This is a genomic window from Vibrio sp. D417a (assembly GCF_030248595.1).
Lineage (GTDB): Bacteria > Pseudomonadota > Gammaproteobacteria > Enterobacterales > Vibrionaceae > Vibrio > Vibrio alginolyticus.
On sequence record NZ_JAHGAM010000019.1, the window covers coordinates 145,900 to 168,502 of the forward strand.

19 protein-coding genes are annotated in these 22,603 nt (G+C 44.9%); 5 read left to right on the plus strand and 14 right to left on the minus strand.

What is annotated here, in order from left to right:
• The first annotated feature begins 18 nt into the window (after positions 1-18).
• From glnG to add, 3 genes are all read left to right on the plus strand, one after another.
• Positions 19-1,422, plus strand: a complete 1,404-nt coding sequence (glnG, locus tag KI742_RS18540) for a nitrogen regulation protein NR(I) (RefSeq protein WP_104979921.1) — start codon at positions 19-21, stop codon at positions 1,420-1,422.
• A gap of 102 nt (positions 1,423-1,524) precedes the next feature.
• Complete coding sequence (locus KI742_RS18545) at positions 1,525-4,071, plus strand: EAL domain-containing protein (protein ID WP_239932002.1); 2,547 nt, start codon at positions 1,525-1,527, stop codon at positions 4,069-4,071.
• Positions 4,072-4,218: 147 nt separating this feature from the next.
• Entirely contained in the window at positions 4,219-5,223 is a 1,005-nt protein-coding gene (add, locus tag KI742_RS18550) for an adenosine deaminase (protein WP_005379257.1), read from the plus strand.
• A 69-nt stretch (positions 5,224-5,292) separates the two neighbouring features.
• Here the strand turns inward: add and hemN are convergent, their stop codons facing one another.
• The 5 genes from hemN to KI742_RS18575 all read right to left on the minus strand — a co-directional run bounded on the left by hemN (position 5,293) and on the right by KI742_RS18575 (position 10,001).
• Complete coding sequence (gene hemN / locus KI742_RS18555; protein ID WP_104979917.1) at positions 5,293-6,684, minus strand: oxygen-independent coproporphyrinogen III oxidase; 1,392 nt, start codon at positions 6,682-6,684, stop codon at positions 5,293-5,295.
• Positions 6,685-6,868: 184 nt separating this feature from the next.
• Entirely contained in the window at positions 6,869-7,357 is a 489-nt protein-coding gene (locus KI742_RS18560; RefSeq protein ID WP_005379254.1) for a DUF2489 domain-containing protein, read from the minus strand.
• Positions 7,358-7,364: 7 nt separating this feature from the next.
• Positions 7,365-7,907, minus strand: a complete 543-nt coding sequence (gene yihI / locus KI742_RS18565; RefSeq protein ID WP_005379252.1) for a Der GTPase-activating protein YihI — start codon at positions 7,905-7,907, stop codon at positions 7,365-7,367.
• Positions 7,907-8,545: a class I SAM-dependent methyltransferase gene (locus KI742_RS18570; protein ID WP_005379250.1), complete on the minus strand. Its 639-nt coding sequence runs from the start codon at positions 8,543-8,545 to the stop codon at positions 7,907-7,909. The genes yihI and KI742_RS18570 overlap by 1 nt, the downstream gene beginning before the upstream one ends.
• Positions 8,546-9,383: 838 nt before the next feature.
• Positions 9,384-10,001, minus strand: coding sequence for a cytochrome c (locus tag KI742_RS18575; RefSeq protein ID WP_005379248.1), 618 nt, complete (start codon positions 9,999-10,001; stop codon positions 9,384-9,386).
• 159 nt (positions 10,002-10,160) lie between these two features.
• Here KI742_RS18575 and yihA point away from each other — a divergent pair, with 159 nt between their 5' ends.
• Entirely contained in the window at positions 10,161-10,820 is a 660-nt protein-coding gene (gene yihA, locus KI742_RS18580; RefSeq protein WP_213915857.1) for a ribosome biogenesis GTP-binding protein YihA/YsxC, read from the plus strand.
• 747 nt (positions 10,821-11,567) lie between these two features.
• Here yihA and polA read toward each other — a convergent pair.
• The 3 genes from polA to hemB form a co-directional block, all read right to left on the minus strand.
• The gene (gene polA / locus KI742_RS18585) at positions 11,568-14,354 is read right to left on the minus strand and encodes a DNA polymerase I (RefSeq protein WP_285385030.1); all 2,787 of its coding nucleotides are present in this window, start codon (positions 14,352-14,354) and stop codon (positions 11,568-11,570) included.
• Positions 14,355-14,973: 619 nt separating this feature from the next.
• Positions 14,974-15,408: a GNAT family N-acetyltransferase gene (locus tag KI742_RS18590; protein WP_005379245.1), complete on the minus strand. Its 435-nt coding sequence runs from the start codon at positions 15,406-15,408 to the stop codon at positions 14,974-14,976.
• Positions 15,409-15,535: 127 nt separating this feature from the next.
• A complete protein-coding gene (gene hemB, locus KI742_RS18595; RefSeq protein WP_031777176.1) occupies positions 15,536-16,597 on the minus strand; it encodes a porphobilinogen synthase in 1,062 nt (353 codons plus the stop codon).
• Positions 16,598-16,781: 184 nt separating this feature from the next.
• On the opposite strand from hemB, the gene KI742_RS18600 reads away from it, so the two are divergent.
• Positions 16,782-17,543, plus strand: coding sequence for a TatD family hydrolase (locus tag KI742_RS18600; RefSeq protein WP_171343030.1), 762 nt, complete (start codon positions 16,782-16,784; stop codon positions 17,541-17,543).
• 459 nt (positions 17,544-18,002) lie between these two features.
• On the opposite strand, the gene tatC is transcribed toward KI742_RS18600, so the two are convergent.
• The 6 genes from tatC to ubiE form a co-directional block, all read right to left on the minus strand.
• Positions 18,003-18,755 carry a twin-arginine translocase subunit TatC gene (tatC, locus tag KI742_RS18605; RefSeq protein ID WP_005379234.1) on the minus strand — a complete coding sequence of 251 codons (753 nt, stop codon included), beginning with the start codon at positions 18,753-18,755 and terminating at the stop codon, positions 18,003-18,005.
• Between the two features lie 68 nt (positions 18,756-18,823).
• A complete protein-coding gene (gene tatB, locus KI742_RS18610) occupies positions 18,824-19,222 on the minus strand; it encodes a Sec-independent protein translocase protein TatB (RefSeq protein ID WP_017635021.1) in 399 nt (132 codons plus the stop codon).
• A 3-nt stretch (positions 19,223-19,225) separates the two neighbouring features.
• Complete coding sequence (tatA, locus tag KI742_RS18615; RefSeq protein WP_005382958.1) at positions 19,226-19,471, minus strand: Sec-independent protein translocase subunit TatA; 246 nt, start codon at positions 19,469-19,471, stop codon at positions 19,226-19,228.
• Positions 19,472-19,523: 52 nt separating this feature from the next.
• Entirely contained in the window at positions 19,524-21,158 is a 1,635-nt protein-coding gene (ubiB, locus tag KI742_RS18620; RefSeq protein ID WP_167415591.1) for a ubiquinone biosynthesis regulatory protein kinase UbiB, read from the minus strand.
• Positions 21,155-21,790, minus strand: coding sequence for an SCP2 domain-containing protein (locus KI742_RS18625; RefSeq protein ID WP_158159535.1), 636 nt, complete (start codon positions 21,788-21,790; stop codon positions 21,155-21,157). The genes ubiB and KI742_RS18625 overlap by 4 nt, the downstream gene beginning before the upstream one ends.
• Positions 21,791-21,801: 11 nt before the next feature.
• Complete coding sequence (gene ubiE, locus KI742_RS18630) at positions 21,802-22,581, minus strand: bifunctional demethylmenaquinone methyltransferase/2-methoxy-6-polyprenyl-1,4-benzoquinol methylase UbiE (protein ID WP_005379210.1); 780 nt, start codon at positions 22,579-22,581, stop codon at positions 21,802-21,804.
• Positions 22,582-22,603 lie beyond the last annotated feature (22 nt).

Sequence of the window (22,603 nt, forward strand, 5' to 3'; positions counted from 1 at the left end):
TGCTGCAAGGATTACTACATGAGTAAAGGATATGTTTGGGTCGTTGATGACGACAGTTCAATTCGCTGGGTAATGGAGAAAACGCTCTCCTCTGCCAACATCAAATGTGAAACCTATGCCGATGGGGAAAGCGTGTTAATGGCGCTCGAACGCGAAGTGCCGGATGTTCTAGTATCAGACATTCGCATGCCAGGTATTGATGGGTTGGAGCTACTAAAACAAGTACAGCGCGATTACCCAGACCTTCCCGTGATTATCATGACCGCGCACTCAGATTTAGATGCAGCAGTGAATGCGTACCAAAAAGGTGCTTTTGAATATTTACCAAAACCTTTTGATATTGATGAAACTTTAACTCTGGTTGAACGAGCCATTGCACACAGCCACGAAAACAAACGCGAGCAGCTCTCTCCAGAAGACATTCCAGCAGAAACGCCTGAAATTATCGGTGAAGCACCAGCGATGCAAGAGGTGTTTCGCGCCATTGGTCGTCTTTCTCGCTCCTCTATTTCAGTCTTGATTAACGGTGAATCGGGCACGGGTAAAGAACTCGTTGCTCATGCACTGCACCGTCACAGTCCACGTGCTAACAAACCTTTCATTGCGCTCAATATGGCGGCGATTCCCAAAGACTTGATTGAATCAGAACTGTTTGGCCACGAAAAAGGCGCGTTTACGGGGGCAAACAATGTTCGTCAAGGACGATTCGAACAAGCCAATGGCGGCACTCTATTTTTAGACGAAATCGGCGACATGCCATTGGACATTCAAACTCGTTTACTACGCGTTCTAGCTGACGGGCAGTTTTATCGAGTGGGCGGTCACTCTCCGATCAGTGTCGATGTACGAATTGTCGCGGCAACACACCAGAACTTAGAAAAGCTGGTGCACGAAGGTGACTTCCGTGAGGACCTCTTTCATCGCTTAAACGTGATTCGCGTGCAGATCCCGGCACTGCGTGAGCGTAAGCAAGACATTGAAAAGCTTACACAGCATTTTCTTATCCGTGCGGCTGATGAGCTTGGTGTGGAAACAAAAACTCTCCACCCGTCGACCGTGGAGATTCTTAACCGCCTTGATTGGCCTGGCAACGTTCGTCAATTAGAGAATATTTGCCGTTGGTTAACCGTTATGGCCAGTGGTAGCGAAGTGTTACCAAATGACTTGCCAAGCGAACTACTCGAAGAGAAAAAATCCATTTCAGACTCTTCACATGGTAGTTGGCAAGAACAATTGGCGGATTGGGCACGGCATTCACTCGCAGCAGGAGATAAAGAACTACTTTCTTACGCTTTACCAGAATTTGAACGCATTTTATTAGAAGCAGCCTTAGAGCACACTAAAGGTCATAAGCAAGATGCCGCTAAAGTATTAGGCTGGGGGCGAAATACACTCACCAGAAAATTAAAAGAATTGTACTGACAATCACTTACGTGGTGCGTTAACAACGAGCGTCGTTTGTCACTCGATATTAATAAAAACATCAGTACAATTGTGGCGCACCACCATCTATGTGATTAGGCGATGTCTACTGCTACGACTCAAATTACACTGCGTACTGCTGTTCTGATTCCATTTGTCATGATCTTCTTACTGGCGATCGGTGTCATTGTCTACGTCCAAAAACAAAGTTACGAAGAAGTGGTCACGGATATCAGTGACAAGCAACTTTCCGTGTTAACCGAAAGTGTCCACGACCACCTCAATAGCTATCTACGTAAGCCTTTTACTGCGGTTATGGCTCTCGCGCACAACGTCAGCTATCACAACCTTCATCGCCCTCACGATACCTCAGACATTCAAAACTACCTGCTAAGTGCATTCAAAAATCTTTACCAATCGATACCGCAGTTGGATGTAATCGCATTTGGTTCAGAAAACGGCGACTTTGCAGGCTTTCGCCGCGAACTTTCCGACGATTACACCTTAATGGTGCAAGATCGCCACACCGATGGTGATCTGGTTATTTATGGAACCAACCATGTGAGTAACAACATTCGAACGGTTATCTCCCAATACGATCCTCGCACTCGCCCATGGTATAAGCCCGTTGCAGAGAGCCAAAACGCCACTTGGTCTGAAATTTATACCAATGCTGATGAACGCCAGGATATTACGCTATCAGCCATGACGCCGGTGTACAAACACGACCAATTTGCTGGTGTTTTGGTGACAGACATTCGTATCAATACATTCAACGAATTCCTGCGCGAGTTAAAATACAACACTAAAGCGTCGGTCTACATCATGGACCCAGATCATCGTTTAATCGCTCACTCAGGCCCGGGAAGCGTCATCTCATGGGGCACAAAATTTTCGGATAAAGGGCAGCGTTTGCTTGCCGCTGAAAACGCAGACCCGATCATCAAAATCAGTGCGAGCCGCGTCCGGTCTTTCGATCTCAACAACACCAAGCAACCTTATACTTTTTCATTTGAACATGATGGACAACGTATTTTCAGTCGGCTAACCCCGTATCGAGACCAAGATGGCTTAACATGGTTTATTGGCACCTCCATTTCGGAGTCCGAGCTTCTCGGCCTGTTACCAAAAAGCCAGCAAGAGAGTTGGCTCGTTGGCATTATTGTAAGCCTATTTGGGATCGCCATCAGTTGGATCATTTTCAACCGAGTTACCAGACCAATTAACGCGACGGCCGCCGCCGCTCAGCACCTGGCAAATGGGGATTGGGATAGCGGCATGCCAAAGCCTGGTTATGTGTATGAGACAACCGTACTGGTTCATGCTTTTAATGAAATGGCGAACAATCTAAGAGCTTCATTCAAAGCATTGCGTGAACAGTTAGTTTATGACTCTCTAACACGCTTATATAGCCGTCAGGGTTTGGTCGAAATCTGTGAAAATCAGTCTCATCTTTGTCACGGCAGTTTATTTTTACTTGGTATCAACAAATTTAGAGATATCAACGACAGTGTGGGTCATCACAACGGCGACCAGTTGTTGGTCAGCATCGCTGAAAGGCTAAAACAGCAGTTTCGTGACAACGCATTATTAGCTCGGATTGGTGGTGATGAGTTCGCGGTGTTTCTCTCAAAGGTCGACACTGAAACCAAAATTAAACAAACCGAGCGTCGATTACAGCAACTCTTTTCCACCCCATTTATGGTGGAAGGCGAGAATGTAGTGATGAAGATTTCACTTGGTATTGTACAAACCCAGCCAAACGAAACCATGCCTTTATGGTTACGCAACGCCAGCATCGCATTAAGTTACGCTAAACAAGACTCACTGACTGGTGTTTGTCACTACAGCCCAGAACTAGCGAGCGCTTCAAAGTTTCGTACGCAAATGCTGACCAAGATCCAAACTGGCATTGAAAACCGAGAGTTTATTCCTCATTACCAACCGATTGTGGATCTCGTCAGTGGCACAGTGTGTGGCGCCGAAGCACTTGCGCGCTGGCATAGCGACTCAGGTATGGTGTCACCATTAGATTTTATCCCAATCGCGGAAGAAAGCGGCATGATCAAAGCCATCGGCCAACAGATTCTGTTACAAGCTTGTCGCGACACTTACCAAGCGATCGAAAGCAAACAGTGGCCGTCGGACTTCCAACTGCATGTGAATATCTCTGTTAATCAACTATCCTGCCCAAGTTTTGTTGATACGGTGACAAGCGTATTGGATATCACGAAATTACCAGCAAGTAACCTCACACTAGAGATCACAGAATCACGTATCATTGATAGCGCACCGACCACACTAGAAAATATGACTAAACTGCGTGAAATGGGTATTGGTATCGCGATAGATGACTTTGGCACCGGCTACTCATCACTGGGTTACCTCCACTCTCTGCCGTTTACCTGCTTGAAGATTGATCGCACTTTCATCAATCAACTCACACAAGAAAACTTAAACAGTTCAGTCGTCGCTGCCGTCATCAATATCACAGCAGGTCTCAAAACTAATGTCGTCGCGGAAGGTGTCGAGGATAGCAATCAAGCACAATTACTGCGCTCTTTAGGCTGTAATCAGGTGCAAGGCTTCTACTACAGCCGCCCTATGCCACTAGAAGAATGGCCAACACATTTGGTGAACATGAAGTAGAAAAGAGCGAGAATCGTTGATTTCCTAGTCATCCTCTACTGACAATCTACCCAACTGTTATTTATACTTAACTGCAAATCTTACCCATGTATTGTCACAGATGATGTTTGGGCCCTGTTCCAGTTCATAACTATCCGGATCGACAAAATGATAACGAAGAACCTTCCTCTTACTGATTTGCACCGTCACCTCGACGGTAACATTCGTACTAAAACGATTCTTGAGCTAGGCCAAAAGTTTGGCATTGCCCTACCAGCGTACGATATTGAGTCTCTCACTCCTCACGTTCAAATTGTCGAAGCGGAACCCTCTCTTGTTGCTTTCCTTTCTAAGCTCGACTGGGGTGTTGCTGTCCTGGGCGATTTAGATGCGTGTCGTCGTGTCGCGTACGAAAACGTAGAAGACGCGCTAAACGCACAAATCGATTACGCAGAGCTGCGTTTCTCTCCTTACTACATGGCGATGAAACACAAACTACCAGTAGCGGGGGTTGTTGAAGCCGTCGTGGACGGTGTGCAAGCGGGTATGCGCGATTTTGGCGTGAAAGCCAACCTGATCGGTATCATGAGTCGCACATTTGGCACTGACGCATGTCAACAAGAACTGGACGGCATTCTGAGCCAGAAAGATCACATCGTTGCCGTCGACCTTGCGGGGGACGAGCTAGGCCAACCGGGTGATCGCTTTGTGTCTCACTTCAAGCAAGTACGCGATGCTGGCCTTGGGGTAACGGTCCATGCTGGTGAAGCAGCAGGTGCAGAGAGCATGTGGCAAGCAATCAATGAGCTGGGCGCAACTCGTATCGGTCACGGCGTAAAAGCGATTCACGATCCAAAACTGATGGATTACCTAGCAGAAAACCGCATTGGTATTGAATCTTGCCTGACGTCAAACTACCAAACAAGTACGGTAGAAACGCTAGAAAACCACCCTCTCAAGCAGTTCCTAGAGCATGGCGTTCTTGCGTGTCTGAACACTGACGATCCAGCGGTTGAAGGCATCGAACTGCCATACGAATACGAAGTAGCAGCACCAGCCGCTGGCCTGAGCCAAGACCAGATTCGCCAAGCGCAAATCAATGGCCTTGAGATTGCGTTCCTTTCAGAAGCAGAAAAAGCGGAACTGAGAGAAAAAGTAAAAGATCGCGCTTAAATCCAGCGAAAACATAAAAAAATGCCAGCATCTGCTGGCATTTTTTATATCTTGAATCTGTATCTCTGATTAAATAACACGAGAGAATTGTTGCTGACGCGCCTTCGCTCGCAGGTACTTATCGAAGCTCATACAAATATTACGGATCAGCAAACGACCTCGCAGCGTCACACGAATTTCATTGTCATCCACTTCCACCAGCTCATCGTTGATGAAGGTCTGAAGTAGCTGTAAGTCTTCTTTAAAGTACTGATCAAACTTCACTTTAAACTCAGACTCAATGGCTTTTTTGTCTAACTTGAAATTACAAATCAGCTGCTTAATCACTTCACGACGGAGCAAATCATCGGAGTCCAGAGAGACCCCTTTCCATAGAGCGTGACGAAGTTCGTTGACTTGAGCATAGTATTTCTTCAGCTCTTTCTGGTTTTGCGCGTACGCATCGCCGATCATCGAGATTGCAGAAACACCAAAGCCAACCAAGTCACATTCACCTTGTGTGGTGTAGCCTTGGAAATTGCGATGCAAAATCCCTTCGCGCTGGGCAACAGCAAGTTCATCGTCCGGCAAAGCAAAGTGGTCCATACCGATAAATTGGTAGCCAGCATCAGTCAGTGTCGCGATGGTGTCTTGCAGAATCGCCATCTTCTCTTCTGCCTTTGGCAGGTCTTCGTCTTTAATCTTACGCTGCGCTGCAAATAGCTGTGGCATGTGCGCGTAGTTAAACACGGATAGACGGCCCGGCTGCATCTCTAGCACTTGTTCTAGAGTCTTGGCAAAAGATTCTTTGGTCTGCTTCGGTAAACCGTAAATTAAATCTAGGTTCGTCGAACGAAAGCCTAACTCTTTTGCGCGCGCAACCATCGCAACGATGAACTCTTCATCTTGCTCACGATTCACCAACTTTTGTACTTCTTTGTTGAAGTCCTGAACACCGATGCTCAAGCGATTGAAGCCTTCACTACGCAGATGATCCAGCATGGTCAGCTCGATTTCACGCGGGTCAACCTCGATACTGATTTCAGCATCGCTGCTAAAAGTAAACTCTTGGCGTAGCAGGCTCATTACACGCGTGATTTGCTTTTCAGAGAGAAACGTCGGTGTACCACCACCAAAATGCAATTGCGTCACGGTGCGACCAACAAGTAATGCAGCACGTTGACGAATTTCGTGTTCAAGCACGTCGAGGTATTCATCCGCTTTGTGCGAATGGCGTGTAATGACTTTATTACATCCACAGTAGTAACAAAGCTTGTGACAGAACGGAATGTGTACGTACAGCGATAATGGGCGTTCTGGGTATTGAGTGCATGCCATATCATAATCAGAAATGGTGAACGCTTCATGAAACTCCAGCGCCGTTGGGTACGACGTATAACGAGGCCCGGAATAGTTGTACTTATCCAATACCGCTTGATCCCAGACGATTTGCTGTTTCGATTCAGTGTGTTGATTCGACATGGTGGTACTTTCCGTTAAATGCTAGGGCAACGAAAGCCGTCACCCGATATTCAGAGCCGCTATTTTGCCATACGACGATGACAAGCGTGGCAACGCCGACTGGCTTTTTAAGTATAAAACTAAAGAAGTGCTAGCGTGATCACGATACCCCCATTAGCCATAAGGAGACTATTGGGGGTCGCGCTTAAATCATCTGAATATTGATTTGATTATTCAGTGGCTGGACGTTTTTCTGCAACACTTTGAGCTCCTCAATAATCGCATCAGTGAGGCGGCTTTCCGCTTTATGACGCGTCAAGTTCTGTTGCATACGCTCTTTCTTGGCAAGTTGTTGGCGTTCTTCGCCACGCGCCATATCTTTCACGATGTGGTAAAGCTCAGAAATCGCAGGGTACGTTTTATCGAAATCAACGCGGTCTTCACCTTGTACATAATCCATGATGTTATACACACGGATACTGATTTCAGATAAATCGCACTGGCCTTGAATGCCCGCCTGACACAAGGTATGCACATTCTCAAAAATGTTGGCGTTACGTTTGTCTATCGCCAATTTTTGATGCTTCAGCTGCAATTCCTTTTGCTTTTTCAATTGAAGCAGAAGGTAACCTGCATAAGAAGCGAGTGCGATGATAATCACAACACCAGCAATAGCTAATAAGGTTACATTCATAGCTTAATTATCCTTTATAGTCGTCGAAGTTAATGTCGTCGAAATCTGCCAGCAAGTCATCATCGTTGCGCGTGCTTTTCTCAGCAGGTGCAGTGAAGTCTTCCTCTTCTTCAGGTTCCAACAAACCTAGTTGGTCCATTAGCTTCTCAATGCGATCGAGTTTCTCATCGACGAATTTCTGTAGACCTGTGCCCAGGTTTTCACCCGCTTCAATACGGTCTAGCAACACGTTCAATTGCGCGTCATTTTCTAGCATCTCTAGTTCTTGCTCTGCCGACAAACGACGCTCTTGCTTCGTCATTTTCTTCGCAGGTTCAACAATCAGAGGTATTTTCTTTTTGCTGCCTAAGCGCGGGTCGCGATTTTGTGCAGCAGCTTGCTTTTTCTGCTCGTTAACTTCTGAGTTACGGTTACCCGTTTTCAGACCCTTACGCTTTTTAGCACGCTTGCGTAAGCGGCCTTCCACATCAGATTCTGTACGGTTACGAGTTACAACAAACTCAGGTGCACCAGCGGCACCCGGTTTTCTAGATTTTTTACTACGGCTCATTACTGGGGTTTCCTCAGTAAAATTACATCATTACCAATAAATTCGAGTTCGAGCTTATCCCGCTCTGCTAGGAACTGGAACGTGTCACGACTAAAGAACACTACGTGAGTGAGATCGTTCTTATAATGCCATGATTTGAAAGCCTCCACGTCGATGACCATTTTCGTCATCAGGCCTATCCAGCCCCCTGGCTTAACTAAATTCAACCATTGCTTCCACACCAAATCTGGGTGGTAGAGGTGCTCTATCACCTCTGTTGCTGTCATGAAGTCGTACGTTTTTTCTAAAACCGACGTATCAGGGTGGTAATAGAGATCGTACAACGCCATGTTGTGCCCCGCCTCTTCCAGCATCAAGGAGAGCGTTGGGCCAGGACCACAACCAAAGTCGATACCATTTGATTGTGGAGAAATTCGCTCTGTGATCGGGTCAGCAATACGCGACAAAAAGCGTCGGTAACCCAAATCATCGGGGTTGTTCTCATGCAAATCATAGTGAGCTTTTTCGCTTTCCGCATCCAAACGTTGGTCTGGATTTACGAATACCAAGCTGCACTGCTCACATTGAAGATATTCACGACGCTTATCTTCAAAATAATGGTGAGTGCGCTGATTTTGGCATAAAGGACAGGTATGCATGCTGACTTCCTCAAACAGGGATGCGAAACATACCAGAAAGTGAACTCGGATTGGAGTGTTGTTGAGTATTTTTTCAGCAATTTTTGTTAAAAAACTTTGTTTACAACCTATAAAGCTAAATAAGTGCAGTAATCTCAATTCAAGTTACGACTGAGCAAGTCAACGGATATAAAAAAAGCGACAGTCAGACTGTCGCTTTCTAAGTGCCATCAATTGGCGAAACTGTGTTGCACACATTTGGTGCACCAATGATCCCTTTGTTTTTAGAGCTTTCCCTGCCAAAAAGAGTTGTTTTTCATCTTCCTGATGAGTTTTGGCTATCCGTTTACTTCCTGTCTACTGAGCAACTTCCTGTGCCTGATCCGTTTCACTGTCTTAACCGTCAGACGAGATGACCATCCTTATCTGATAGGCTCCCTACCTATCTAAATCCCTTTCTAAATCACCAAGCATCCGAGCTACATCCTTGGAGACCTAAACCGTGGTCTTAAATCCTTACATTCACTCCCTGTGAACGACTTCTACTTTACGCTATCCCGTTATGCTCACAAGTAATGGGTTGAAAAAATAATCCGCCTATTTTTCTAAAAAATCAAAATTATCATTTAATCAAAAACTTAAAAACACTAACAAGAAAAAGCCAACATCAAGTATGGCAAATGTCTCACAAACTGCCGAGCCAACTATCGCTTTCGTATCCAAACTCGACTGTGATATCTGTCACGAACAAAAATGCCCTAGTGGATTCACTAGGGCATTTTTGTACAAGTTGCTCGAACGATGTAGGGACATCTACCCAACCAGCTCAAGATGCAGGATCTTGAGCGATTTAGGTATATTAGTGCAGACCGCCAACGTATTTAGACAGCACTTCGATATCTTCGTCTGTCATTTTCTTCGCGATGTCGCGCATCATGGCATTCATATCATTACCACGGTCGCCATCACGGAATTTTTCTAGCTGAGCTTTGATGTAGTCAGCATGCTGACCAGAAATTTTCGGGAAACCTGAAAGCTCAGTACCATTGCCACGAGGACCATGACATGCAATACATGCGGTTAGGCCACGCTCGGCATCACCAGCGGTATAAAGCGTTTTGCCTTTTGCTACTACATCTTCAGGTGTTGAGTTTTCTGAAACTGGTAGCGAAGCGTAGTAAGCAGATAGGTCTGCGATATCTTCATCGCTCAGTGGCATTGCCATACCACTCATTACAGGATCGTAACGACCTTGTTTACCACCACTTGTCATGCCTAGCTTAAGTTCTTTTAACTGCTTCTCAAGATACTTAGCGTGTTGGCCTGCGAGTTTCGGGTACGTTGTTATTGCACTGTTGCCATCTGCTCCGTGACAGGCGACACAGGTTTGTGATTTTGCTTTACCAGCCTCAATATTACCTTGGGCCCATACTGAGCAACTGGCTAAAAGACTCAAAATTAGCGCTAATTTCTTCATGACATTCCATTATAATTATCAAGCTTCCAGTACCACGGAATGTGAACATACCGCGTACACTCATGGTACAATAGGCGACCTTATGCCGAGCACGGTTATTTTACACATTTTCACAAAAAAGTAATCAATCGACTACACAAAGTCGAGATGGAGTTAACAGTGAGCGTAAAAATTCATTACCAAAATACGCATTTCATCACCAGCGCACCCGATATTCGTCACCTGCCGGAAGACGAAGGTGTCGAAATTGCGTTTGCAGGACGCTCAAACGCTGGTAAATCGAGTGCACTTAACCGTCTAACTAATCAAAAAAGCTTAGCCAAGACATCAAAGACACCTGGTCGTACGCAATTAATCAACCTTTTCAAAGTAGAAGAAGGTTGTCACATTGTCGATCTACCTGGATACGGTTTTGCTCAAGTACCGGTAGAGATGAAAAACAAATGGCAGAAATCTTTGGGTGAATACCTACAGAAACGCGAGTGCCTAAAAGGCTTAGTGGTTCTAATGGACATTCGTCATCCAATGAAAGATCTCGACCAACAAATGATTTTCTGGGCCATCGATAGCCACATTCCTGTGCAGGTTTTGCTAACCAAAGCAGATAAACTAAAAAGTGGTGCACGCAAACAAACTCTACTGAAAGTTCGTAAGCAAGTAGAAACTTTCGGTGGTGACGTTTCTGTTGATGTGTTCTCTTCACTTAAAGGATTAGGTGTCGATCAACTACGTGCAAAACTGGATATCTGGTTTGCACCAGCACTAGCGCACCTGATAGAAGAAGACGAACAAGAGATACCAGCGAGCGATGAAGAATAATTAACAATATTTGTTAAATTTCTTCGACACGGCCCTGCCATTTGGTGGGGCTTTTGTTTATCTGAACTAAATAACAGGCAATAAAAATCCCCGCCTTCCTGGCAGGGATAACGGGAGAGAAAAATTGGTAATTATTGTTATGTGACGAAGCATTGCTGAACTGAGATTCGATTTCAATAGGTTAAAAAGCGCTCTTGTTTCCTGTGTATCACCAAACATTCACTCCAAAAACACCCAATAGCTTTACAATTCAGACAGTTAAGCCAAGCAAATCTTCAAAAAGATGTAACTTAGTTTCTTTCAAGAAAAAATAATAGTGTGACTGGCGTAAATTTACAGGATGAATAACGCAATAAATTTGAAGGAAAAATCGAGATTTTGCAGTGACTTAGAAAGGTCAAAAAAGAAGGTTTCTGAAGGCTTACTTTAAGCTACTGATCCAAAAGAATAATTTTCTTTCGCCCAATAAAAAACGCCCCAGTCAAAAACTGACTGGGGCGGCTGAATCAGCCTAATCCAATAACGTGAAACAAAAGGTCTGAAAGATAGAACATCTTACCTCTGTACCCTACGAGTATTAATGTACAACAATTGGTCAGAATTGCAAAGAATTTTTGTAGTTTTTTTTCATGAAATTTTCATTAAGCAACATCAAAGTTAACTTTGCGCTAGCTTTTTTAATCTCAAAAAAAAGCCAGCGTTTGTGCGCTGGCTCATAATTAATTGGTTATTTTGGTCTAAAATTGACTAATGAGCTTGATCCCAGTTATCACCATGACCTGCTTCTGCAACCAACGGTACTTTTAGCTCTGCTGCAGATTCCATCAATTTCTGTACTTTACTTTCAATTTCGGACAATGATGACTCTTCAACTTCAAAGACTAATTCATCGTGTACTTGCATTAATAACTTCACACGACCATTGCCTTCTTCCTGAATCCACTGATCAACCAACAGCATCGCTTTCTTAATGATGTCCGCAGCCGTACCTTGCATTGGTGCGTTGATTGCCGCACGTTCAGCAGCTTTACGACGCATCCCGTTGCGCGATTTGATTTCTGGTAAATGCAAACGTCGACCAAAAATCGTTTCAACATACCCTTTATCTGCTGCCGTGCTGCGTGTGTCTTCCATGTACTGCATCACGCCTGGGTAACGTTCAAAGTATGTATCCATGTACGCTTGAGCCTCACCACGAGGAATGCCTAATTGCTTCGCCAAACCAAACGCACTCATGCCGTAAATAAGACCGAAATTAACCGCTTTCGCACGACGACGTTGCTCACTTGAAACGTCTTCAATAGAAACACCCATGATTTCTGCTGCGGTTGCCGCGTGGATATCTTTGCCATCACGGAATGCATCCAATAACGCTTGGTCGCCAGAAAGGTGTGCCATGATACGCAGTTCGATTTGCGAGTAGTCGACCGCTAAGATTTTATGCCCTGATGGCGCGACAAACGCTTGACGAATACGACGGCCAGCTTCGTTACGAATTGGAATGTTCTGTAAGTTCGGATCAGTAGAAGATAGACGACCCGTTGCGGTCACTGCTTGGTGGTAAGAAGTATGCACGCGACCCGTTGATGGGTTGATCATCTTCGGCAGTTTGTCGGTGTAAGTTGATTTTAGCTTCGCCAGACCACGGTATTCCAAAATCAGTTTTGGTAGTGGGTAGTCTAGTGCGAGTTCTTGCAGAACTTCTTCATTCGTCGATGGTGTGCCTGATGGCGTTTTCTTCACAACCGGTAAACCCATTTTTTCAAATAGGATGGCTTGTAATTGCTTTGGCGAGTTCATATTAAACTCTTGCTCAGCAATTTCGTACGCTTTCTTTTCAAGCTCATCAAGGCGAGCGGTAATCTCGACCGACTGCGCACTCAGCTTCATTTCATCAATAAAGACCCCAGTGCGTTCAATGCGCGAAAGAACTGGCACCAACGGCATTTCAATCTCTTCGTAAACTGTCTTCAGGCTTTCATCCTGCTCGATATTAGCAAACAAGCGATTGTGCAGACGAAGGGTCACATCCGCATCTTCTGCCGCGTATGGCGATGCTTGTTCCAGTTCGATTTGGTTAAACGTAAGCTGATTTTTGCCTTTACCTGCAATTTGCTCAAAAGAAATGCAGCTGTGCTGTAGGAAGCGAAGCGCCAAGCTGTCCATATCGTGTTTACCGCCGACACTGTTGTAGATATACGATTCCAACATCGTGTCGTGCTTGATACCTTTTAGCTCAATGTCGTAACGAGCGAGTACAGACGCATCATACTTTAAGTTTTGACCGACTTTTGCTTTCGCTGCATCTTCAAGAATTGGCTTCAGCTGTTCTAGTACCCAATCACGATCAAGCTGTTCAGGCGCATCTAAATAGTCATGTGCAACTGGCACGTAAGCCGCAATACCTTCATCGACAGCGAATGACAAACCAACTAGATTCGCTAGCATGTAATCTAGGTGATCGGTCTCCGTATCAAATGCAAACAGCTCAGCCGTTTGAAGTTTATCTAGCCAAGCATTGAAGGTTTCTTTATCCAGAATTGTTTCATATTGGCTGCGATCGATTGTTACCGCAGAAGTTTCCATCTCGGCTTGAGAAGAAGAAGCTTGTGAAGATCCTGCAAGCTCTACGGCCTCCACAGATCCAGAACCGCCTTCAAGTAGTTCATTCAACCAAGATTTAAACGTCAGTTGGCCATATAGCTTCACTAATTCGTCTTTATTTGGTTCCGCTTTCAGCAATGATTCTGGCGTTTCCTCAAGCTCAACATCCAATTTTATGGTCGCTAGCTCATACGAAAGCATGGCATTTTCTTTGTTGTCGATGAGCTTTTTCGCCATGGTTTTAGAACCACGGAAACCAAGCCCTGCAATATCATCGAGGTTTTCATACAACTTCGTCAGACCACCAATGCCTTGCAGTAGTGCGGTCGCTGTTTTATCACCGACACCCGGTACACCAGGAATGTTATCTACTTTATCGCCCATCAGTGCTAAGTAGTCGATGATCAACTCAGGTGGAATGCCAAACTTTTCAACCACACCTTCACGATCCATTACGACGTTCGTCATGGTGTTGATCAAGGTAATGTTATCATCCACTAGCTGCGCCATGTCTTTATCACCAGTACTGATCAATACAGGCATGCCCTTTTGTGATGCTTGGTATGCTAACGTACCGATGACGTCATCCGCCTCGACGCCAGGAACACAGATCAGCGGCAAACCCATTGCACGAATAACATTGTGTAATGGTTCAATTTGACAACGCAGGTCATCCGGCATTGGCGGACGATTCGCTTTGTATTCTGCATACATATCATCACGAAAGGTTTTTCCCTTTGCATCGAAAACCACCGCGATGCGCTCAGACGCAAACTGACGCATCATGCTGCGTAACATGTTCACGACGCCGTAAACGGCATTAGTTGGAATTTCACCATTGCTCATGGTGCCCGGGTAGGCGTGAAAAGCGCGATATAGGTAAGAAGAGCCGTCGATAAGGATCAACGGATTTTCAGGAATACTTGCCATAATTGTCTGTATCCAATTCAGTACTTGAGAGATCTGCCTAGGATGCCATGACTGCTGATCCGAATCTATCTTGTTCGCTCGATCTAGGTCGCGTAAATTTTTCCGACTTTATTCACGAAAACACCAACCCCTGTGGATAACTCTGTTTATAGAAATTATCCACTGGTTATCCAATAACAAAAAACACAAGAAAACACCAATTCAAATCATTGATTTATAATAATAAATCTGCATAACGGCGAGAAGATCAACGATCCTAAAATGATCATCGCATGTGGAAAAGATATTAATAGTGACGTCAAATAGAAATCGTAGAAAAGAAAAAAGCGACCCGAATGGGGTCGCCTAGCAGAAGTGGTAAAGCAAATTCTGTAAATAGAGCAGCTTAACCAAGAAGCTATAAATTACACTGGAAGCAATGTGAGCAATGTCGTGTCAAAAAGAATTCGTGCAAGTTCTCGGAAAAATGTTTCATCACTTCTCAACTTTCAGTTAATTAACTTCTGTTAATAAGTCACTCAACGTCCTTGTGAACTTTCCTCATTCCCTAAGACAGGTTTAATAATAATGATTCTCATTTCGTAGTCAACAGTTAAATGAGAAAAAATCTCATTTATTTTCACATTGCTTTAATGAAATGCACTCGAGATTCTCGAAGATTTACTTTTTCTTCAAACTTTTCAATTATATAGCCATTTCTCAATAACAAGCGAAGCATAGCCGGAAACTGGTTTCGAGATTTCACTTTTAATGTGTTGTAGCCTTGTTCTGCCACCCAATCCTCTTGAGCTTCCAAAAGCAGTTGTGCCACGCCTTCATTTCGAGCTTCAGGGACAACACCACCTAACCAGCTATAGAAAACACCATCCTCTAATTCGTAACCTATTTTGAAGCCGACAATCGTGCCATTTTTTTCTGCAACGAGGATTAAACTGTTTTTCTCTTCTAAACGTTGAGTCATGGAGTCTACCGTTTCTCCTTTCGAAAACTCGGTAACACGCGCCACAACTTGAAGTGCTTCTTCCAATGTGCCTTCACGAATCAGCATTGTCATTGTTCTCTTCTCCAAAATAAAAATACCCAAGCACCTTGGATTGTTACTGTTGTAATCCGCCTGAGGTTACTTGGGTATATACAGACGAACAACTCTTGTTGGTCTGGTATTTCTCACTGAGCGATAATTACTCTTCTGTCGCTTCCGGAGTACGATTTAGGTGTTGAGCAGTTTGTGCATTCTCTTCTGCCAACCACTCAGCAACGTCTTTCGCAAAGTACGTTAAGATGCCATCTGCACCTGCACGTTTGAAGCACAATAGTGATTCCATCACAATTTCACGCTCTTTGAGCCAGCCATTCATGATCGCCGCTTTATGCATCGCGTACTCGCCAGAGACTTGATAAGCAAATGTCGGTACTTGAAGTTCAGTTTTTACTCGGCGAACTACATCTAAGTATGGCATACCAGGTTTAACCATCACCATGTCCGCACCTTCATTGATGTCTAGCGCCACTTCGTGAATCGCTTCATCAATGTTTGCTGGGTCCATTTGGTAGTTTTTCTTGTTGCCGCCTTTTAGATTTGAAGAAGAGCCAACCGCATCACGGAATGGTCCGTAGTAGTTCGATGCGTACTTAGCCGAGTAAGCCATGATTTGAGTATGAATGTAGCCCGCGTTTTCTAATGCTTCGCGGATCTTACCAATTCGGCCATCCATCATGTCTGAAGGCGCGACTACGTCAGCACCCGCTTCTGCATGAGACAAAGCCTGCTTAACCAATACTTCTGTGGTTTCATCATTCATTACGTAGCCATCTTCATCGATGATGCCGTCTTGGCCATGTGTCGTGAATGGGTCGAGTGCCACGTCTGTGATTACACCAATTTGAGGAATGTGTTCTTTAAGCGCTCGTACTGCTCGCTGAACCAAACCTTCTGGGTTGTAGGCTTCAGTAGCACATAAGCTTTTAGCGTCTTGGTTTACGACAGGGAAAAGCGCGATTGCTGGAACGCCTAGATTTGCAAGGTATTGTGCTTCTTCTAGCATTAAATCAATCGACAAACGCTCTACACCCGGCATGGACTCCACGCTCTCACGACGATCTTTACCCATAAGAATGAACATTGGGTAAATCAGATCATTAACAGAAAGTTGGTTCTCAGCCATCAAACGACGACTAAAATCGTGCTTACGTAAACGACGCATACGGCGTGCAGGGAATGGACCTTGAATTGATACAGACACCATTTTCTCCTTGTCTGGACGGTTATGATGATCAAATCATCTGGTGAACAAAATCATATCACTCTTGATGCATGTTGCGAGTGACAATCTGGAAAAAGGTAATGAAAAAAACTGAAAATGACCCAGCACTCACACTCAAGTATACTTCGAATACGAAACCAACCATGAAGCACAGAGAGTAACGATGATCGATACCCACGCGCACATCTATGCTAGCGAATTTGATAACGACCGCGATGAAGTAGTACAACGCGCCTTAACGCAAGGCATTAATAAAATCCTGTTGCCAAACATCGATCTGGACTCTATTGAGCCCATGCTACAAACCGAAGCGGCATATCCTGACGTATGCCACTCAATGATGGGGCTGCACCCTTGTTATGTGGACAGCAATGTTGAACAAACGTTGGAGATCATCCGCGGTTGGTTTGAGAAACACAAGTTTATTGCGGTGGGCGAAATCGGTATCGACCTATATTGGGATAAAACCTATCGTGCTGAGCAAGAAATGGCGTTCGTAGCTCAACTTAACTGGGCAAAAGAGATGGATTTACCGGTCGTTATCCACACTCGTGATTCGATTGAAGAAACACTCACTTTGCTGCGACAAGAGCAAGATGGTCGTCTGCGTGGTGTATTCCACTGTTTTGGAGGCAGCTTAGAAGAAGCACAAGCAATCAATGAGCTAGGCTTTCACTTAGGCTTAGGTGGCGTATCAACCTTTAAGAATGGCGGGATGGATAAAGTCATTCCACATTTGGATATGCAGTGGGTCATTTTAGAAACCGACTGTCCATATTTAGCGCCGGTGCCACACCGTGGTAAACGTAATGAACCAGCCTACACTTCTCTCGTTGCACAACGTGTTGCCGACTTGCGTGATGTCGACATTGCAACCATCGATGCCATAACGACTGAGAATGCCAAAAGGCTGTTTAATATTTAATTCACGAGAATTGAAAAAAGCGACGAAATCAACGTCGCTTTTTTATCACCTAAACTATTGAATGAACGATTCAACCCGTTGAAATAGTAGAACAATCCATACAAAATTATTGATAAACATAATAATTAACTAGCAACTCTACTTACCTCTCATATCGTCACTTTACTTCGTCCGCTTTGCAAAACTGTCGACAACTCGACACATTATTTTCCTATACTGATTTACGCCCATTAATTAGCACAAATGTAAAACAGCATGAATATGGAAGTTGAAGTGTGTACACATGGTGCTTACTTACAACGCGTACCGCGCAGTTTTTTTCAAAAGCTGCTGGGCATCAAGGAAGTATACGTATGCACAAAATGTGGTTACGTCATGAAAGTTAAGTAATTAGCCCAAGAAAAAACCAACCGCAAAAAAAGCGGCTCAATTGAGCCGCTTTTCACATCTAGATTAGCCTTATTCTTCGGTTTCCGCTTCTACTTCTTCGCTTCGACGAGTATAAAAACGCGCGAAGAACAAACCGACTTCAAACAGTAAACACATCGGAATAGCGAGTAAGGTTTGCGAGATCATGTCTGGTGGCGTTAACACCATACCTACGACAAACGCAGCCACTATAATATAAGGACGTTTCTGTCTTAAATCTTCTGGTGTAGTGGCCCCAGTCCAACACAATAAAATAATCGCAACAGGCACCTCGAATGCGATACCAAACGCCATAAATAGCGCCAGCACAAAGTCGAGATAACTCGAGATATCAGTTGCAAACTCTACTCCACCAAGAGAGATGGCGGTAAAGAAGCCAAACACCAATGGAAATACCACGAAGTAGGCAAATGCCACTCCACAGTAGAACAATAGCGAACTAGAGAACAGCAGTGGCATGATCAATCGACGTTCATGCTTGTACAAACCTGGCGCTACAAATGCCCACACTTGATACAAGATAAACGGCACCGCAATAAATACCGAAGCAATTAACGTCAGCTTAAGTGGCGTAAAAAAAGGTGACGCTACATCCGTAGCAATCATGGTCGCGCCTTCAGGTAGACGTTCTACTAAAGGTGCGGAAACAAACTCGTAAATGTGGTTAGAGAAATAAATTAGTCCAACAAACACGACCAACACTGCGAGGATTGAACGCAGTAGTCGGTTGCGAAGCTCCAACAAATGACTAATTAAAGGTTGTGTCTGCTCGACGGTAGACATGGCAAACCTCTTATTAAAAACCAGATCAAAAAGGAGCTACCAATCACTAGTAGCTCCTCCTAATGAGACTATTCGGCTTTCTTATCTGCCGCTGTAACCTTGCTCTCTTGCGCTTTCACGGCCTCTTCGACTGCTGGCTCTGTTTTTACAGGCTCAGCCTCTGAATCGGTGTTCTTTGCGTAAGGACGATTTACAGATTGCGCTGCCTTCTTCAACTCTTCAACTGAAGATTTCAACTCAGGGGACAAATCATCCATCCCCATTTGTTCTGCTTTGCGCAAGTTTTCTTGCAGCTCTTGGACTTTCAGCTCGTGTGACAATTCGTCTTTGACGCTATTTGCCATACTCTTAGCGGCACCGATAAAGCGAGACACGCTGCGAATAGCATGAGGCAAACGCTCCGGCCCAAGAACGACCAGACCAACAACAGATATTAATACCAGTTCCCAAAAACCGATATCAAACACGTTTTACGCCTGCTCTTTGTCTTTTTTCGTTTCAGGAGCAGCTTCTTTTTTCTGCTGCTCTTCTAGACTTTTTGGTTCGAAGTCTGCGTCTTTGTCATTTTTCGCAGGTTCATCTTCGCTCATCGCTTTTTTGAAGCCCTTAACGGCACCACCCAGATCGCCACCGATACCGCGTAGTTTCTTTGTTCCGAATAGCAATACAACAATTACAGCAATGATTAGAAGTTGCCAAACACTGATACCACCCATTCTCTTTACCTCGGGTCTTTAAACAAACAAAAATATTTCAAGAGTTTAACGTCTATTGACGATAAGCTCGCCAACTAAGCAGCCAAAATGTGACACCTGCGATACCGCAGGCCAACGAAAGCTGCTCAAAAGCATCGTTCACCAATATTGCCGAGCATACGACTAAAGTCGCGCCAACGCCAAACAAAAACTTTCCTGTCGCCTGCTGGCGCTTGCTCTGGCGATACCCTTGATAAAGCTGATCCATACGTTGATTCATCGCTTTACCTTGTTTCAGGCTATCGTAAAGCAGCTCTGGCAGTTCAGGTAATTTCTCTGCCCAAAATGGTGCGCGGTCTTTAATCGCATTCACTAGAGCTTGCGGCCCAACTTGATTCATCATCCATTCTTCCAGGAATGGTTTTGCGGTCTCCCACAAATCAAGTTGAGGATATAGCTGCCTACCAAGCCCTTCCACGTACAACAGCGTTTTTTGCAACAGTACAAGCTGTGGCTGAACCTCCATATTGAATCGACGTGCCGTATTGAACAAATTCAACAACACATGACCAAAGGAGATTTCGCACAATGGCTTAGCAAAAATAGGCTCACACACAATGCGAATCGCGAACTCAAACTCATCGACATTGGTATCCGCAGGCACCCATCCTGAATCCACATGTAACTCCGCCACTCGGCGGTAGTCACGATTGAAAAACGCCAGGAAGTTTTCCGCCAGATAACGCTTGTCTTCGCTATTAAGTGTACCAACGATTCCGCAATCTAGCCCTATCCACATTGGGTTCTCTGGATGTTCGGGTTTGACGAACACATTACCCGGATGCATATCGGCATGGAAAAAGCTGTCTCGGAACACCTGAGTGAAGAACACACTCACACCGCGTTCCGCGAGCAATTTCATATTGGTGCCATTTGCTTTCAAGCCTTCAATATCAGAGACTTGAATGCCATATATTCGCTCAGAAACCATGACAGTTTCATTACTGAAGTCGGGAAAAACTTCAGGAACATATAATTCTTCGCTGCCTTCAAAGTTGCGGCGCAACTGAATGGCATTCGCCGCCTCACGTCGCAAGTCGAGTTCATCAAGCAGGGTTTTCTCGTACTCACGCACGACTTCAACTGGTTTTAAACGACGTGCTTCAGGCATCGCTCCGGCGACTATACGCGCCATTCGGTGCATCAGTTTTAGATCTGAATCAATGACTGGGCGAATATCTGGGCGGATAACCTTTAATACCACTTCTTGGTTAGTGTCTTTTATGCGCGCAGTATGTACTTGAGCAATCGACGCAGACGCCAGTGGTTTGATATCAAACTCGGTAAACCATTTTTCTAACGAACCACCTAATGCTTGCTCCATCTGCTTTTTTGCCAACTCGCCATCAAAAGGCGCGACTTGGTCTTGAAGTAAAGCTAGGGGATCAGCGATATGCGGAGGAAATAAGTCACGGCGCGTCGACATCATCTGACCGAACTTAATCCAAACCGGCCCCAGCTCTTGCAGTGCTAAACGCAGACGTTCACCGAGTGGTTTTTCTGGGTGCTTGTTCTTAATCCAAAACAAGCTTTTGCGCAGTAAAAGCGGCGCTTTGGTCAGTTGGTGATCGGGAAGCAGCTCATCTAAGCCGTATTCCAGTTGTACTTTGGCGATGTGGTATAAGCGCTTTAGTTCTGCTGGCGTCATGGTTTCTCCAATGCAGGCTTATCTGCATCCAGCTTATTCAGCAAAGCCGTTAAACGAGCTTCAATGCGAGAAGCCTGGCTGCGAACCTCATCAACTTGGTCGCAGAAATAGGCCACTTCTAACGGAGCGGGAGCCAGTCTCCATTCTTCAGTCACTACTTGCGCAAGATGACGTTGGTGTTTTTCTGCTTGAGACGCAAGAAAGTTGCCGATGTTTTTTGAACCTTGCACAAAGGTATGTGCGGCGACATCGCCAGTCACGCGAGACAACCACTCTTCAACATCTGGTTTGCAATCCACCATCAACTGAGAGAATTTCTGCGCCAATTGAATATCGCCTTCAAGTTCAAGTTTATCTTGTTTAATAAGACGAGTGATGTTGGCCTGATCACGCAGCTCTGGTAATACACTCAAGTTGAGCGATAGATAGCAGTTAGGCTGCCCTTCGTAATGACCGAGCACATCAATTTGCTGACTAAAAACGAATGTCAGTGTTTTATTGATCTCTTTCAGGTGAACTTGAATAACTTGACCTTTTAGACGCGCTAAACGACGGCCCAATGCAGGGTCGTCTTTGATCAGTGTATTCAGTGACGTTTCAATCACAGCGGTGATAAGTGGTTCAAATGGCATGCCGTTAACCCTTAGAATTTATAACCGCGATGCAAAGCCACAATACCACCAGTTAAGTTGTAGTATTTGGTGTTTTCAAAACCTGCGTCTTGCATCATGCCTTCCAGCGTTTCTTGGTCTGGATGCATACGGATTGACTCCGCTAGGTAGCGGTAACTCTCTGAGTCATTCGCAACTAGCTCACCGATTCTCGGCAACAAGTGGAATGAATATGCATCGTATACTTTAGATAACGGCTCTAGCACTGGTTTTGAAAATTCCAACACCAATAGGCGGCCGCCTGGCTTCAGTACGCGGAACATTGAACGAAGCGCTTTGTCTTTGTCAGTCACATTACGCAAACAAAAACTGATGGTGATGACATCAAAATAATCATCTGGGAACGGCAGTTCTTCTGCGTTGGCTTGAACGTAATGCACGTTACCCACAATACCGTTGTCACGCAGTTTATCGCGACCAACGTTAAGCATTGAGTTATTGATATCGGCAAGGATGACATGGCCTTCATCGCCAACAATGCGCGAGAATTTCGCCGTCAAATCACCCGTACCACCACCTAGGTCAAGAATACGTTGGCCAGGGCGAGCGCCACTACAATCGATAGTGAAGCGCTTCCAAAGGCGGTGAATACCACCTGACATCAGGTCATTCATGATGTCGTATTTTGTTGCCACGGAGTGGAATACTTCGGCAACCTTAGTCACTTTTTCGTCTTTTGCCACTGTAGAGAAACCAAAGTGAGTGGTTTCATTCTCTAACGCTGTATTGGATTGCAAACTTGTGTCCGTCATTCTAATTCCTCTTAGGCAGCGC